The sequence below is a fragment of the Pseudomonas sp. DC3200b2 genome (assembly GCF_049895785.1).
Classification (GTDB): Bacteria; Pseudomonadota; Gammaproteobacteria; order Pseudomonadales; family Pseudomonadaceae; genus Aquipseudomonas; species Aquipseudomonas massiliensis.
Genome location: NZ_JAFCTA010000001.1, coordinates 542,597 through 557,872 on the forward strand (window position 1 = coordinate 542,597; position 15,276 = coordinate 557,872).

Here is a 15,276-nt window from a genome sequence, read left to right on the forward strand (position 1 = left end):
AGCGCGCGTGGGGGCATTTTTCGCTCAGGGCGTGTATGGTATGCGCCCTCTAGGGCCTGAGCCCAATCGTCACCGAGGTTGTTCATCGTCATGTCCTTCACACGTCGCCAGATCCTTGCGGGCCTTTCCGGCCTGGCTGTGGTAGGGCTGGGAGCGGGCGGTGCCGCCCGCTATTGGCTGGGTCGTAACGAGGCGGCCGCTACCCACGACTATGAGCTGATCGCGGCGCCCCTGGATGTTGAGCTGGTGCCGGGCTTCCAGACGCCCGCCTGGGCCTTCGGCGGCTCGGCGCCAGGTCAGGAACTGCGGGTTCGGCAAGGCGACTGGCTGCGGGTGCGTTTCACCAACCGGCTACCGGTGCCGACGACCATTCATTGGCATGGCATACGCTTGCCCTTGGAAATGGACGGGGTGCCCTACGTGTCCCAGATGCCAGTATTGCCCGGCGAGTCCTTCATTTACCGCTTTCGGGTCCCGGACGCCGGTAGCTATTGGTACCACCCCCACGTTGCCAGCAGCGAGCAACTGGGGCGCGGCCTGGTCGGGCCCTTGATCATCGAGGAGCGCGAGCCAACCGGCTTCCTCCACGAGCGAACCCTGTGCCTGAAGAACTGGCACGTGGACGAGCAGGGCGCGTTCCTCCCCTTCAGCATTCCTCGTGAAGCGGCACGCAACGGAACCCTGGGCCGGCTGTCGACCATCAATGGCGCGGCCAACCCCACCCTGGACTTGCCTGCCGGGCAAGTGGTGCGCTTGCGCCTGTTGAACCTGGATAACACCGCCACCTATCGGCTGAACCTCAAAGGGGCCGGCGAGGCCCGGCTGTATGCCCTGGACGGTAACCCCATCGAACCCCGCCCCTTCGGCAAGGACTACTGGCTTGGCCCAGGCATGCGAGTGTGCGTGGCCCTGCGCGTGCCGGCAGCGGGGGAGGAAATTGCCCTGCGTGATGGGCCGGTGCGCTTGGGTACGTTCCGCGCCGTGGCCGTGGACGGCCAGACCAGTGATTGGCCCGCGCCCTTGCCGGCCAACCCGATAGCCGAGCCCGACCTGGCCAGCGCTGAAAAACTCAACTTCAATTTCGAATGGGTCGGCAGCACCGTCGCCGCGGGCGTGGAGGCCCAGCCCAGCCTCTGGCAGATCAATGGCGTTGCCTGGGACATCAATGACAAAACCTGTGCCGACCGGCCGATTGCCCGTCTGGAGCGAGGCAAGAGTTATATCTTCGAGCTGAAGAACATGACGCAGTATCAACACCCGGTCCACCTGCACGGCATGAGCTTCAAGGTAATCAGGTCCAATCGGCGCAAGATCATTCCTTACTTCACTGACACCTTCCTGCTGGGGCGCAATGAGCGCGCCCAGGTCGCCCTGGTGGCCGATAATCCTGGTACCTGGATGTTCCACTGCCATGTGATCGACCACATGGAAACCGGCCTGATGGCCGCCATACAGGTGGCCTGATGCGCCAACCCCTGATCGTGGACCGCAGCCGGGATACCCATTTCATGCAACGGGCCCTTGAGCTGGCCGAGCGGGGCGCGGCCTTGGGTGAGGTACCCGTAGGCGCTGTAGTGGTACATCAGGGGGAAGTGATCGGCCAGGGCTTCAATTGCCCGATCAGCACCCACGACCCTAGCGCCCACGCCGAAGTAGTGGCGATACGAGAGGCGGCCGCCGCGCTGGGTAACTACCGGCTACCGGGCACAACCCTTTACGTGACCCTGGAGCCATGCAGTATGTGCGCGGGTTTGATCGTGCATTCGCGTATCGCTCGTATCGTATTCGGCGCTACCGAGCCCAAGGCAGGCATCGTTCAAAGTCAGGGCCGGTTCTTCGAGCAGTCGTTCCTCAATCACCGGCCCATGCTGGAAGGCGGCGTGCTTGCCGAGGCCTGTGCTACCTTGCTCAGCGGCTTTTTCAAAAGCAGGCGGGGCGGTTCGCACTGAGCGCGGATAGCGCCACGCCTGGTGCCCTAGCCAACAGGAGTCAGCCCCATCGCTTGCAGGGCCGCGATCAGCCGTTCAAGCGAGGCGTAGGCTTGCCCACTGACCTGGGGCCATTGGTCCCGGTGAATGACGAATCGGCCATGCGCTCGGACCACCGGCGTGCGCACGATTTCTCCAGCGCGGCTACGGTGTAGCATTTCAAGGTCCTGGCCGCGTTGCACAATGAGGAAGCTACCCCGGGCGGCCAGTCGAGTTTCCACGGACTTGTCCAGGTTCACACCGGGCCGGCGGTTGGGCACTCGCAGGCGCAGGTCACTCCTGACCAGGAGCGAGCGCCGGTCCGTGCGGGGCACGATGACACCCTCGTCAGGTTCGATTCCCGCCGCCACGCTGAGAGGAACATCCTCCGCGCGCAGGCTGACGACCCCTTCAAGGTCTGCCAGGCCAAGCGCCTGCAGGTAGCGGTCGGAATGGGTATTGCCCACCAGCGCCACCCATTTGCCTTCAGGTGGAGCAGTGCGCATCAATTCGTGGGCGTAATAATTCATTCGCTGCTGGCGAACCGAGTTACGCAGATCGATGCTGACGCGCCCTCCATAGCTGGCGGCGCAGTCCAGGGCCTTGATGCGGATACGGCTTTTCGCCGCAGCCTTTACCACAGCGCTGAAGGTATAGCGGCCATCAGGATCGGTCTCGTGGCCTTCGTCGAGGTCCTTGAGGTATTGCCGCAGGCGAGGGGGGAGCTTGCCCGTGGTGGCGAGCGCATCCAGGTCGGTCTGGTTGGCATCGGTCAGCAAGTGTTCCATATAAAGTGTTTGCACACCTTCCTTGGCCATGTTCGGAAGTTGCTCCACCAGGAACTGTTTGGCCGCGATGTGTGAGTGAGCTTCGCCGATCACCAGGCCACGACTCTGCGCAAAGATCGAGCGAACGACCTGCTTTACTGGCATGCTCGCCGCCAGTGGTTCAAGGCTGGGGTGGGGTTGCGCTACGGCTCGTTGGAAGAACTGCCAAGCGTCCTCGGTGAGCTGGTCTTGCCTCTGCTCGAAGTTGGCGAATAGCCCGGAGTCGCCTGTGCTCGGATCAACGTACCCTTGCAACGTGCGATTCTCCGGATCGAGGATGACCTCGCACAAGCGTTGCTCGTACTGCGTGGGCAAGTCATAGCGGCCAGGTACATAAGGGGTGATGCGAAGCCTTGGGTAGCGTGCCCACGGCCAAAGTTTTCCAAATGGGGCGCCGCCTCGCAGCCTGACGCCTTGCGCCACTACCCAACTGCCTGCTTCGGTGCGAGCTAGGGGCAGGCAGTCGTGGAAAGCGAAGGGCTGCTCCGGATCGACGATCATCCAGGTTTGCAGCTGCGCCGAGTAACGCACACGGTAAGGCAAGCCTTCGATGCTCACGTAGTTCGCGCCTCCCGGTAGCGCATAGATGCCCGCCGCCCTGCCTTGCGTGCCAAGGGGGTAGGCGTCGAGAATCACATTGGCTTCATAGTGCGCCAAGAGGCTGGCCTGGGGGGTAACCTCGGTTGGCTGGGCCAGCAGTGTCGTCTGGTCGGGCAGATCAGGAAGCTCAATGCCTGTACCGGCTTCGCCGAAGCTGGCACGTTCGGGTATCACCTCGTTCTCGGGGACATTGCCTGGGTTCGCCCATGCACCCCACAGGTACAGCCCGTTGAAAAGCGTATTGATGCCAGCGACTATCGCGCCTGCCACGCCCGCTTCACGCTCGGCCCGTAGGGGCGCGTTCAGCGCTTGATCGACATTCAGGCCGATATCGGCCAAGCCTGCGCCGACCACTGCCAAGGCAACGGGCCAGTCCAGCGCTGCCATGGGGCCAAACACTTGATTGGCGGCGCCCAGGTAGCCCAGCCACATCTTCTTTCGTTGCTGGGCATTGCTGTGCAGCAGCAGTTGCGCATCTTCGAGCATGCGCTCTCGGCTTTTGCACGCCAAGGCAGTGAAAGCATCGCCAGCCAGGCGCTGTTCTGGGTGATGAATCCAGGCATCGCCTGCCGGGCTGCCCCACTGGTAGAACAGTTGATCGATGCTGTGATTCAGGTCGTTGTCGGAGGCCTCCAGGCGCGTCTTCAAGGGGAAATGCAGCACGAATCGGGCCCGACCCTCTGCGTCCTTCGTGTGTTCCAGCAACCACCAATGCAAGGCCCTGATGGACCCGAACTTGTGCAGACTGCCTGCGGAGCCGGGCACCCACAAGAAATGCTCCCCCTTGGCATTTTCCACGCCCAGGAGATCACTGGACTGACACTCACCGATCTGTAGCAGGTAAACGCGGGCACCGCCCGTGTCGGCCGCGCATTCTGCCGTGAGTTGCTGCATGTCGAGCGAGGCGTGAGCGCCACCGGCCAGCACGCCCAGCAGATACCCCAGGTCGGCGTCGGAAATGGCGCCGGTTTGCCGTGCCTCCAGCCCTTGGGCGATGAAGTGCGCCTTGGCCAGCAAGCGGAAATCGGCCTGATGCTCGCGCCAGAAGGTCCGGGTGTGGTTGAGCAGTCGGGTTTTCGGATCGGTAGCCCACAACCATTCGAGCAATTGGTGCGGTAAAACGCGAACTTCGTTGCGCTCATCGAATACTGGCGCGTCAGGGCCCACTGTGTAGAAACCGCTAAGCTGGTCCAACTGGTCCTGGGCATCCTGGTCGTTGCTGTTGAAGCGGTGCATGACCAACTGCGCCAGCGTCATCGATTCACTCGGCTTCTGGTAGTGGGCCCAACCCGTGAACGCGCGAGGGCTGCTTACCGCTTCAGCGAAGCGGTGCCAATATACGCGGTCCGGGTCCAAGCCAGGCAAACCATGCGCTTGCAGGAACTGCGCGGCCAGACGACGGATGCTCTCGCGCAGGTCTGGGCAGCTTCGCGCAAGGGTCTTTGCCAGGGCCTGGAGGTAGGAGTGAAGGGAATCAGGCGGGGGTTGTATCACAGGCGTGTCTCCTCGATAGGGTTTTCGAGGATGTGCCCAGGAAGGTTCCGGCAGGCGCTACATATCTGTGCCGCGCCAGGGGTGAAGCGCCATGGTCAAAGCGGCGATGAGTTCTTCTGCTCGGCGGGGCGAGTCTTGTCTACCCCCGGTACATGCAGGTTGCCGTCGGCCACGGCGGCGCCCTCGCCCTGAGGCTGGGTCACCCAGGTCAGAATGTCGTAGTAGCGGCGGATGTTGGCTACGAAATGCACGGGCTCACCGCCCCTGGCATAGCCATAGCGGGTTTTGCTGTACCACTTTTTCTGGGACAGGCGGGGCAGCATCTTTTTCACATCCAGCCATTTGTTCGGGTCCAGCCCCTCGTCCACAGCGAGCTTGCGGGCGTCATCCAGGTGCGCCGTGCCGATGTTGTAGGCCGCCAGGGCGAACCAGGTGCGGTCCGGCTCCTGAATGCTTTCGTCGAGCTGATCCTTGATCAGGGCGAAATACTTGGCGCCCCCGAAGATGCTCTGGCGAGCATCGAGCCGATTGGCCACGCCCATCGCCTGGGCCGTGCTTTGGGTGAGCATCATCAGGCCGCGTACGCCTGTCTTGGAAGTAACGGACGCCTGCCACATCGATTCCTGGTAGCCGATGGCGGCCATCAGTCGCCAATCCACCCGTTCCTGCTTGGCCGCTGCCTGGAAATACTTCTCGAAGCGGGGCAGGCGCTCCTGCAGATGCTGGGCGAAGGTATAGGCGCCGACGTAGCCGAGTACGTCCACGTGGCCGTAGTAACGATCCTTCAACCGCTGCAGGGTGCCATTGCGGCGGACCTTGTCGAGGAAGCCATCGATCTCGTGCAGCAGGCTGTTGTCGGTACCGGCCGCCACGGCCCAGCGCTGGTCTCGCGCCTCGCCCAGGTCGAAGGCAACCCGCACGTTGGGAAAATACACCTGGTTCATCGCCACTTCGTTGGAGTCCACCAGGGTGTAGTCGATCTGGCCCTCGTCCACCATGCGCAGCAGGTCTACCACCTCCACCGCATCGGATTCTTCGTAGTCGAGCCCGGGATTGCGGGCCTTCAGCTCGGCCAATTGTTCGGCATGGGTGCTGCCCTTGAGCACGGTGATCTTCTTGCCGACCAGGTCCTTCGGCTCGGTGGGGCGTGCCTGGCCATTGCGGTAGATGATCTGCGGGGTGACTTCCAGGTAGGGGTGGGAAAAGCGCGCGCTCTGCTGGCGCGAGCTACTGCTGACCAGCCCGGCGGCGGCCAGTACCGGACCGTTTGGCTGGCCCAGGCGGGCGAAGAGGTCGTCCAGGTTGTCGGCGGTCTGGATTTCCAGCTTCACCCCGAGATCGTCGGCGAAGCGCTTGACCAGCTCGTACTCGAAACCGGTTTCACCGCTGCGGTCCTGGAAGTACGTGGCCGGGCTGTTGCGTGTGATCACGCGCAGCACGCCATCTTCCTTTATCCGCTCCAGTGTGCTGGGTTTTTCCACACAGCCGCTGAGCATCAACAGGAAACCGGTTGCGAGGAGCCACAGCGTGTGGCGCATGTGGGGAACGATCGAGGCAAACATAGCCGCAGTATACGCAAAGCGCCCCGCGGGCCATATCTCGACAGTGCAACAGGGTTCTGCTAGGGCAGGGCGGTTCGAACACCGCGATGCCGTCGGCACCGCCCGGCGCTGTCACGGGTGCCTCCGCCGGCGGTTTAGGCTAGAATGCACGACCCAATCTACACCCCTCCCGAGGCTGTCCCCACGATGTTGATCCTGCGCGGCGCTCCTGCCCTTTCTGCCTTTCGCCACGGTAAATTACTGGAGCAACTGAGCCAGAAGGTCCCAGCTGTCACCGGTGTGTACGCCGAGTTCGCCCACTTTGCCGAACTCAAGGCGGACCTCAACGACGAACAGCTGCAAGTGCTGGCTCGCCTGCTCAAGTACGGGCCGAGCGTAGCGGTGCAGGAGCCCATGGGGCGCCTGTTCCTGGTAGTGCCACGGGCCGGCACCATCTCGCCATGGTCCAGCAAGGCCAGCGACATCGCCCATAACTGCGGCCTGGCCAGCGTGGAGCGGCTCGAGCGCGGGATCGCCTACTACGTCGAAGGCCAGCTGAGCGACGAACAAACCGCTCAGGTCGCGGCGGTGTTGCACGATCGCATGACCCAGCGCGTGCTGGAGCGTCTCGAGGACGCCGCGGCCCTGTTCAGCCATGCCGAGCCTCGCCCGATGACCTCCGTGGATGTGCTCGGTGGCGGCCGCGCGGCCCTCGAGGCGGCCAACGTGAGCCTGGGCCTGGCCCTGGCCGACGACGAAATCGATTACCTGGTCAGCAGCTTCCAGGGGCTTGAGCGCAACCCCAACGACATCGAGCTGATGATGTTCGCCCAGGCGAACTCCGAGCACTGCCGCCACAAGATCTTCAACGCCAGTTGGGACATCGACGGCCAGGCCCAGGAAAAAAGCCTGTTCGGCATGATCAAGAACACCTACCAGATGCACAGCGAGGGCGTCCTGTCGGCGTACAAGGACAACGCGGCGGTCATCGTGGGGCACGAGGCGGGGCGTTTCTTCCCCAACCCGGCGACTGGCGAATATGGCGCCGTGCGCGAGCCGGTGCACATTCTGATGAAGGTGGAAACCCATAACCACCCCACCGCCATCGCACCCTTCCCTGGGGCTTCCACCGGTTCCGGCGGGGAGATCCGCGACGAAGGCGCCACCGGCCGTGGCGCCAAGCCCAAGGCCGGCCTGACCGGCTTCACCGTTTCGAACCTGAACATCCCCGGCTTCGAGCAGCCCTGGGAAAAGGCCTACGGCAAGCCCGAGCGTATCGTCACCCCACTGGACATCATGATCGAGGGTCCCCTGGGGGGCGCAGCCTTCAACAATGAGTTCGGTCGCCCGGCCCTGACCGGTTACTTCCGTACCTTCGAGCAGGCGGTCGACAGCCCCCGTGGGCAGGAAGTACGGGGTTACCACAAGCCCATCATGCTGGCTGGCGGCCTGGGCAACATCCGCGCCGACCACGTGCAGAAGGGCGAGATTCCGGTGGGCGCCAAGCTGATCGTGCTCGGCGGCCCGGCCATGCTGATCGGCCTGGGCGGCGGCGCCGCTTCCTCCATGGCCACCGGCGCCAGCTCGGCGGACCTGGATTTCGCCTCCGTGCAGCGGGAAAACCCCGAGATGGAGCGCCGCTGCCAGGAGGTCATCGACCGCTGCTGGCAGCTGGGCGACGCCAACCCGATTCGCTTCATCCATGACGTGGGCGCTGGCGGTCTTTCCAATGCCTTCCCGGAGCTGGTCAACGACGGTGGACGTGGCGGCCGCTTCGAGCTGCGCAACGTGCCCAATGACGAGCCTGGCATGGCCCCGCATGAAATCTGGAGCAACGAATCCCAGGAGCGCTACGTACTGGCGGTGGCGGCCGAGGACTTCCCACGCTTCCAGGCCATCTGCGAACGCGAGCGCTGCCCGTTCGCGGTGGTCGGCGAAGCCACCGCCGAGCCGCACCTGACCGTGACCGACAGCCACTTCGGCAACAGTCCGGTAGACATGCCGCTGGAAGTGCTCCTGGGCAAGCCGCCGCGCATGCATCGCAGTGTCGCCCGTGAAGCCGAGCAGGGCGATGACTTCGACCCGGCCCGCCTGGACCTGGCCGACGCCATTACCCGGGTCCTGCGGCATCCCGCGGTGGCCAGCAAGAGCTTCCTGATCACCATCGGCGACCGCACCATCACCGGCCTGGTAGCCCGGGACCAGATGGTCGGGCCCTGGCAGGTTCCGGTCGCTGACTGCGCCGTGACGGCCACCAGCTTCGACGTCTACACCGGCGAAGCCATGGCCATGGGTGAACGCACCCCGTTGGCGCTCCTGGACGCCCCGGCTTCCGGGCGCATGGCCATTGGCGAAACCCTCACCAACCTGGCTGCCTCGGCCATTGGCCAGCTGTCCGATATCAAGTTGTCCGCCAACTGGATGGCCGCGGCGGGCCACCCGGGCGAAGACGCTCGCCTGTATGACACCGTCAAGGCAGTGGGCATGGAGCTGTGCCCGGCGCTGGGCATCACCATTCCGGTGGGCAAGGACTCCATGTCCATGCAGACCCGCTGGCATGAAGAGGGCCAGGACAAGGCGGTCACCTCGCCCATGTCGTTGATCGTCAGTGGCTTCGCGCCGGTCACCGACATCCGCAAGACGCTCACCCCGCAACTGCGTCTGGACAAGGGCGAAACGGATCTGATCCTCATCGACCTGGGCCGTGGCAAGAACCGTATGGGCGCGTCCATCCTGGCGCAGGTGCACGGCCAGCTCGGTCAGGTTGCGCCGGACGTCGACGACGCCGAAGACCTGAAGGCCTTCTTCGCGGTGATCCAGGGGCTCAACGCCGACGGCCACCTGCTGGCCTACCATGACCGTTCCGATGGCGGCCTGTTGGTCACTGCCCTGGAAATGGCATTCGCCGGCCATTGCGGCCTGGACCTGCGCCTGGATACCCTGGCCCATGGCCGTGAAGACGCCGCGGCGGTGCTTTTCAACGAAGAACTGGGGGCGGTCATTCAGGTCCGCCATGACGCGACCCCGGCCATTCTCACCCAGTTCAGCGCCGCTGGCCTGGAAGACTGCGTGGTGGTCATCGGCAAGCCGGTGAACAACGGCCATGTCTCCATTCGCCTGGGCGATGACACCCTGTTCGAAGGCGAGCGACGCCTGCTGCACCGCCAGTGGGCTGAAACCAGCTATCGCATTCAGCGGATGCGCGACAACGCCACCTGCGCGGACCAGGAGTTCGATGCGTTGCTGGAGGAGGACAATCCTGGCTTGCATGCCAAGCTGTCCTTCGACGTCAACCAGAACGTGAGCGCGCCTTATATCAAGAGCGGCGTACGGCCGAAGGTTGCCGTATTGCGCGAACAGGGCGTGAACGGGCAGGTGGAAATGGCCGCCGCCTTCGATCGCGCCGGCTTCAGCGCCCTGGATGTGCACATGAGCGATATCCTGGCCGGCCGGGTCGACCTCAACGACTTCAAGGGCCTGGTGGCCTGCGGCGGCTTCTCCTACGGCGACGTGCTGGGCGCGGGCGAGGGCTGGGCCAAGTCCGCATTGTTCAACAGCCGCGCCCGGGATGCCTTCCAGGCGTTCTTCGAGCGCAGCGACAGCTTCGCCCTGGGCGTGTGCAACGGTTGCCAGATGATGTCCAACCTGCATGAGCTCATTCCAGGCAGCGAGCACTGGCCGCACTTCGTACGCAACCGCTCCGAGCAGTTCGAAGCCCGGGTGGCCATGGTGCAGGTGCAGGAATCCAACTCCATCCTGCTGCAAGGCATGGCCGGTTCGCGCATGCCGATCGCCATTGCCCATGGTGAAGGCCACGCGGAATTCGCCAGCGAGCAGGCGCTGATCGAGGCGGATGTTTCCGGCTGCGTCGCGCTGCGGTTCGTGGACAACCACGGGAAGGTCACTGAGACCTACCCGGCCAACCCTAACGGCTCGCCTCGGGGTATCACCGGCCTTACCAGCCGCGACGGACGCGTAACCATCATGATGCCGCACCCGGAGCGGGTATTCCGCGCCGTGCAGAACTCATGGTACGGCGACGACTGGAGCGAAGACGGTGGTTGGATGCGCATGTTCCGCAATGCCCGGGTGTGGGTGAACTGATCGCAGGCCAGCACGATCCAGGCGACGGCGAGATACCGGACCGCCTACCCCATGGCCGCCTTGGCGGCGACCGGGGGTGGCGCCTGTGTCGGGCCTAGTCGCGCGCAAGCCAGCGTGGCCCGGCGCGGCTGCTACGGGATACCGGTCCCATTCCCGTAGCAGCCCGCCTTGGCGGCGATGATCGTTTCAGCGGCGGTCCTCCACCGCTGCCTTCAACGTCTGGGACCTGTCATGGCCACCGGTGCGGATCACCCCCAGGTTGCCATGCTCGTCTGCCTTGGCCTGGTCGCTGCGCTTGGCCGTGAACTCCTCGACGACGCTGCTGATCAGTTCGGCCGGGCTGGCCGCGGCGTTGAGGCTGACGTCCGCACGGTAATCCTGGGTATGCAGGTCATCGAGACGCACCTCGCTGCCGCCCAGGTTCACTTGCCCTGAGCCAGACCGAAGCTTGGCGCCGGTCAGCGCCGTGTCGCCGGCCACGTTCAGGTCGATGCCTTGTTGACCGTTGAGCGAAGCCATGCGGTTGACGTTGTCGCGCTGCTGAGTGACGACGTCGAGCAGCAGGCTGGGTGCCAGGGTCTGGTCAAGGGCCTGTACCTGCTCGCCGACCTTGTCCTTTGCTTTGCCGGCCAATGGGCCCGTCATTGCGCCAAGGGCATTGAGCAGGCCCTGGGGGTTCTTTTCCTTGCTGAAGCGACCGTCCACTTTCAACTGGGTGGAGCTGACCTGATCCTGCACGCTGGTGATCCGTAGATCACCGTCCACATTTCCCTTGACGTGCTGTGCGTTCACGGTCGCGCCCTTGAGTTCAAGGTCCTTGGCCGTGCTCACTTCCAGGCTCTTCACTTGCAGGTCGGCGTTTTTGTAGGTGGTGCTATCGACCTTATCCACGTCCACCTTGGCCCTGGCATAGAGCGCCGAGGCGTCACCGTCCTTGTCCAGCCCGCGGCTGATGCCTGCCTCGCCGCCCAAGGCTACTTGCAGGTTATCCTTTTCTTCCGTGCCGCGCGCCGCCTCGATCAACACGCCTCCAGCGGGTGCGTTCAGTTCCAGCCGATCGCCCGCCAACTGGGTACCTTCCAGATGAACCGCAACTGCTTTGTGGGCACCGCCCGTGACGGTCAGATCCTTCACGGCCAAGTCTGCCCCGATGCGGCGCTCGGCCTGCTCGCTCACCCGGCCCATGTCCACATGCCCGCCGAGAGATCCGCCCAGGCGCCGGGCATCGGCTGACGGGTTTCGGCTGAACCCGGCTTGCAGCGCGCCACCGAGGCTTTGCCCTTGGGCCTCATGGGTGTCCAGCCTGGCGGTGATGGAGGCTACGCCCGCGGCCTCAACAGAGAAGCGCTCCGTCGCAGCCTTGCCGTTGTTGATAGTGACGCCTTGAAGCTCGGCGTCACCGCCCGCCTGGATCGAGCCTTCGGGCGCCTTGATACTGACGCCCACCCCGGTGGTATCGGTGCTCGCCAGAACCTTGTGGTTCAAGGCGCCCATGAAGAGCGCGTTTTCACCGGTGGGTGCGGTGCCCCCCTTGAGCAGCCCATAGCCGCTGGTTTCGCTTTCTTCCTTGTGAACGCGATTCTGTGCCTGCAGCATCTTCACATCCCCACCAGCCCTGATATCCGGCTTGCCTTCGAACTGGCTGCCTTCGTAGCGGCCGTCGGTGCCCAATTGCACTCGGATGCCACCAGGGGACGTAAGCTGCATGGGCACGGCGGTCTGGGTATCCAGCAACATCTGCCGGGATGAGCCATCGGCGCTCAGCTTTACGTTGATGTCGCTACTGGTGACCGTGTCCACGCGTGCCGCAGCGTTGACATCCAGGCGCTTGAGGGTTTCTATCTGCCTGGATACGGCCGCTGGCGCCTCATGGCTGCCTGCCTCGATCTGCGATTGGCCGCCCGCGATGCGGTAGGCACTGCCCTGGTCATAGAGCCGCCCCTGCACCTGCGCGTCCAGTCCCGTTGCGCTGACTTGAGTCACCACCGGCGTTTCAGTGCGCGTGCCCTGTTCGCGGTTCATATGACTTGCCATCACGTCCAGACCAAGGGAGGGCGGCGCCAGCGCGTCCTCGACTCCTTGTTTCTGCAGGCGGGATTGCTCCTGCCCGTTCACCAGCTTTTCGATGGGGCGGGTAAGATCCTTCCACTCGGCGCTAACGCCGGTGTCTACCTTCAGGCTGCTGCGCTTGTGCTGCACATCGTCGATTTCCGTGACAACCTTGCGGTCAATGGTCTGCGCCTTTTCAATCACTTGCCCCTTGGCGTCGATGACCGCACCTTCGTAGCTGGCGTGTTCTCGTACATCGAAACGGATGTCCGCCGCCGACTTGATGGTAGCCAGGGCAGCGGTAGCGCGCTCCTGCCGCTCTTCTTCCCGCTTGCTTTCGAAGGTATGGCCACTGCCGACCCGGTCCATGCCCCCGGTTAGCTGTTCGCCTGCCTTGACCGTTGCGGTGGTGCGGTTGCGCCTGGTTTCATCCAGTAGCGTCTTGACCTCGAGCTGGCGGGCCAGCACTTCATTGTTGCCTTGGGTGGATTCCACCTTCGAGCCATGCACGGCCACCTGGTCCGCGGTGGTGATCACCTTCGCGCCGGTCACGCTCGAGCCCTTGTGCTTGAGTGTGTCGACCTGCTGCTCGGTGGTCTCGCGCTGATAACCTACGCCAGCCGACCATTGCTTGGAGCCGGGTTTGCCATCCTCGGCCGCGCGGGTTTCGCCGGCATGGGCGTATAGCTTGCCTTCAGCGGCGCGGGTGCTTTCTGTCAGCGTGTCCTTGGCGGCGAGGATCTCTACCTTGTCCTTGGCTTCCAGTCGCAGCGTGCCCACTGTTTCAATCGATGAGCCGACAACGCGGATGTCGCTGGCGCTCAGGCTACGGTGGTCGCCGTCCGTGCGCACGGTCGAACCCACCGTTTCGGTGTGCTGACGTTCCAGGCTGCTGGACCTGCCGAAAACGCCTCCCAGCTTGGTGTCGCTGCGGCTGTCCTTGATATGGGTGAACTCGGCGGCGCTATCGATGATAACCGGGCCCTTTTCGCCTACGGTCAGGGTACCGGCCTTGCCCTCCACCTTGCTGCCACGAATGAGCACGTCATCGGAAATCAGGCGTGCCACGCCCTGGGCCTTGAGGTCGCTACCGCGCTGGCGCAGGCCGGTTTCCTGGCGATCGCCCTTGTCGGCGAAGAAGAAGCCCTGCACCAGGTCGCCCCGGTAGTTGTCCTTGTTGGCCTCATGCCTGAGGCCTTGGCTATCGATCTCGATGGATCCGGCTGTTATGTCCAGGTCACCCCGGCTCACCAGATCACTGCCACGCACCACTGCTTTGCGGCCGGCCTCGATAGACAGGCTCCCACCTTGCAGCCTGGAAGCGACGGCCTGTTCTTCCAGCCTGTATTCATCGAGGTTCCCACGCCACAGATGCTTGCGATGCCGGATTTCCTGGCTTCGGCTGCGTGAGCTGACGCCGGCTTCGATATTGACGTTGTCCGCGGCGCTGACCTTGAGCGCGCCCTCGGCGCGCAGGTCACTGGCACGCACCTTGACGTTGCGTCCCGCGCTCAGGTTCATGCCTGCCGAGGCGGTGAGGGTATTGCCTTGCAGGGAGTCACTTCGCTCCTCGGTGTGCTTGCGGTAGGTTTCAGTGGTGATGAACAGAGCCTTCCTGCTCCAGGCTTCCCGCTGGTTTCGCACGTTCTGTTCGGTGGCGGCGTCCAGGGTCAGGTCCCGCTTGGCCTTGACGGCCAGCGTTCTGCCTGCCAGGCGACTACCGATGATTTCCACGTCCCGGTCCGCGCTCAGGTCCAGGTCCCCTTGGGTGGCGGCGATGGTCGTGGTGCCCTTGCCGTCAGGCCCCACTTTCAGGTCGCCAGCCGAGGCGACCGTCACCCCGGCGCTGCCTATTACTTGAGGGCCGGCAAGGCGGATACCGGCCCCTTCCCTGGTGCTGATCATCCGGATGCGGCCGGCCTTCATCGCGCCCAGGACGTTGAGATCGATACCCGGCGCTTCTTCAGGGCGTTGCCGGCTTTCCAGCACCTGCAGGGTGTCGGCCTGCACACGGTTGCGCCCGGCGATGGCGGTCAGGCTCGGGCCGACCTCCAGGCGCCCCTGGCTATCGATCCTGGGTGCGATCAGGTCCACGGCCGCGGCGGTATTCAAGCCCCGTCCGCTGATGCGCAGGTCTCCCGCTGCGTTGAAGGTATTCAGGCCGGCCAGGCGGCCGTTTTCGATCTCCGGCGTGCCGACGAGAAAGACCGCGCGCGGGGTATTGATGAAGCCGACCCCGTGGACGTGGATACCATTGGGGTTGGCCAGCACATAATCGGCGGCCTGGCCGAAGATCTCCTGGGGCCCCTGGATGTTCGACGGCAACTGCCCGACCACCTCGTTGAGAATGACGGACGCCGCCTGGCCCTGGAACTGCGGGTTGGCGCCCAGGGCGCCCGCCAGTTGCGACTGACCGGCCACCAGGGCGTTGTTCAATACCAGCCCTTGCAGGGGCACGTTGTAGGTGTCGAACGGATTGTGCGAAAGGCCCTGGGGATTAGGCGCAGTGATAGCGACCACGGGAACGCCGTTTTGCTGGCTTACCTGCGCCGTGCCGCCAGGGCCAGGCAGGGGTACCAGGCCCTCCATCGCGATGCCGGTGACAGGGAACAGCAGGGCACCGGCAACCGCCCAGCGCAGGGGGTCCGGGCGTAGAAAGAGTACAGGAGAACCTTTGGTCTTGTTTTTCATGGG

General features: G+C 64.1%; 6 protein-coding genes. 3 read left to right on the forward strand and 3 right to left on the reverse strand.

The features are described 5' to 3' along the window. Positions 1-90 precede the first annotated feature (90 nt). On the forward strand, positions 91-1,464 hold the full coding sequence (locus ACP691_RS02640; RefSeq protein ID WP_426149939.1) for a multicopper oxidase family protein: 1,374 nt from the start codon (positions 91-93) through the stop codon (positions 1,462-1,464). After that, positions 1,464-1,949, forward strand: a complete 486-nt coding sequence (gene tadA / locus ACP691_RS02645) for a tRNA adenosine(34) deaminase TadA (RefSeq protein ID WP_426149940.1) — start codon at positions 1,464-1,466, stop codon at positions 1,947-1,949. The genes ACP691_RS02640 and tadA overlap by 1 nt, the downstream gene beginning before the upstream one ends. A gap of 26 nt (positions 1,950-1,975) precedes the next feature. On the opposite strand, the gene ACP691_RS02650 is transcribed toward tadA, so the two are convergent. Together ACP691_RS02650 and mltF are read right to left on the reverse strand one after the other, a co-directional pair. Beyond that, a complete protein-coding gene (locus ACP691_RS02650) occupies positions 1,976-4,888 on the reverse strand; it encodes a dermonecrotic toxin domain-containing protein (RefSeq protein ID WP_426149941.1) in 2,913 nt (970 codons plus the stop codon). 95 nt (positions 4,889-4,983) lie between these two features. Beyond that, on the reverse strand, positions 4,984-6,426 hold the full coding sequence (gene mltF / locus ACP691_RS02655) for a membrane-bound lytic murein transglycosylase MltF (protein WP_426149942.1): 1,443 nt from the start codon (positions 6,424-6,426) through the stop codon (positions 4,984-4,986). A gap of 210 nt (positions 6,427-6,636) precedes the next feature. Between mltF and purL the strand changes: the two genes are divergently transcribed. After that, positions 6,637-10,533, forward strand: coding sequence for a phosphoribosylformylglycinamidine synthase (gene purL, locus ACP691_RS02660; RefSeq protein WP_426150207.1), 3,897 nt, complete (start codon positions 6,637-6,639; stop codon positions 10,531-10,533). Positions 10,534-10,719: 186 nt separating this feature from the next. Here purL and ACP691_RS02665 read toward each other — a convergent pair whose 3' ends face one another. Continuing rightward, positions 10,720-15,273 carry a hemagglutinin repeat-containing protein gene (locus ACP691_RS02665; RefSeq protein ID WP_426149943.1) on the reverse strand — a complete coding sequence of 1,518 codons (4,554 nt, stop codon included), beginning with the start codon at positions 15,271-15,273 and terminating at the stop codon, positions 10,720-10,722. Positions 15,274-15,276: the final 3 nt, after the last annotated feature.

Excerpts from the sequence above, each read along its gene's own strand:
- tadA (WP_426149940.1), top strand. The coding sequence starts at position 1,464 with ATGCGCCAACCCCTGATCGTGGACCGCAGCCGGGATACCCATTTCATG.
- ACP691_RS02640 (WP_426149939.1), top strand. The coding sequence starts at position 91 with ATGTCCTTCACACGTCGCCAGATCCTTGCGGGCCTTTCCGGCCTGGCT.
- purL (WP_426150207.1), top strand. The coding sequence starts at position 6,637 with ATGTTGATCCTGCGCGGCGCTCCTGCCCTTTCTGCCTTTCGCCACGGT.
- mltF (WP_426149942.1), bottom strand. The coding sequence starts at position 6,426 with ATGCGCCACACGCTGTGGCTCCTCGCAACCGGTTTCCTGTTGATGCTC.
- ACP691_RS02665 (WP_426149943.1), bottom strand. The coding sequence starts at position 15,273 with ATGAAAAACAAGACCAAAGGTTCTCCTGTACTCTTTCTACGCCCGGAC.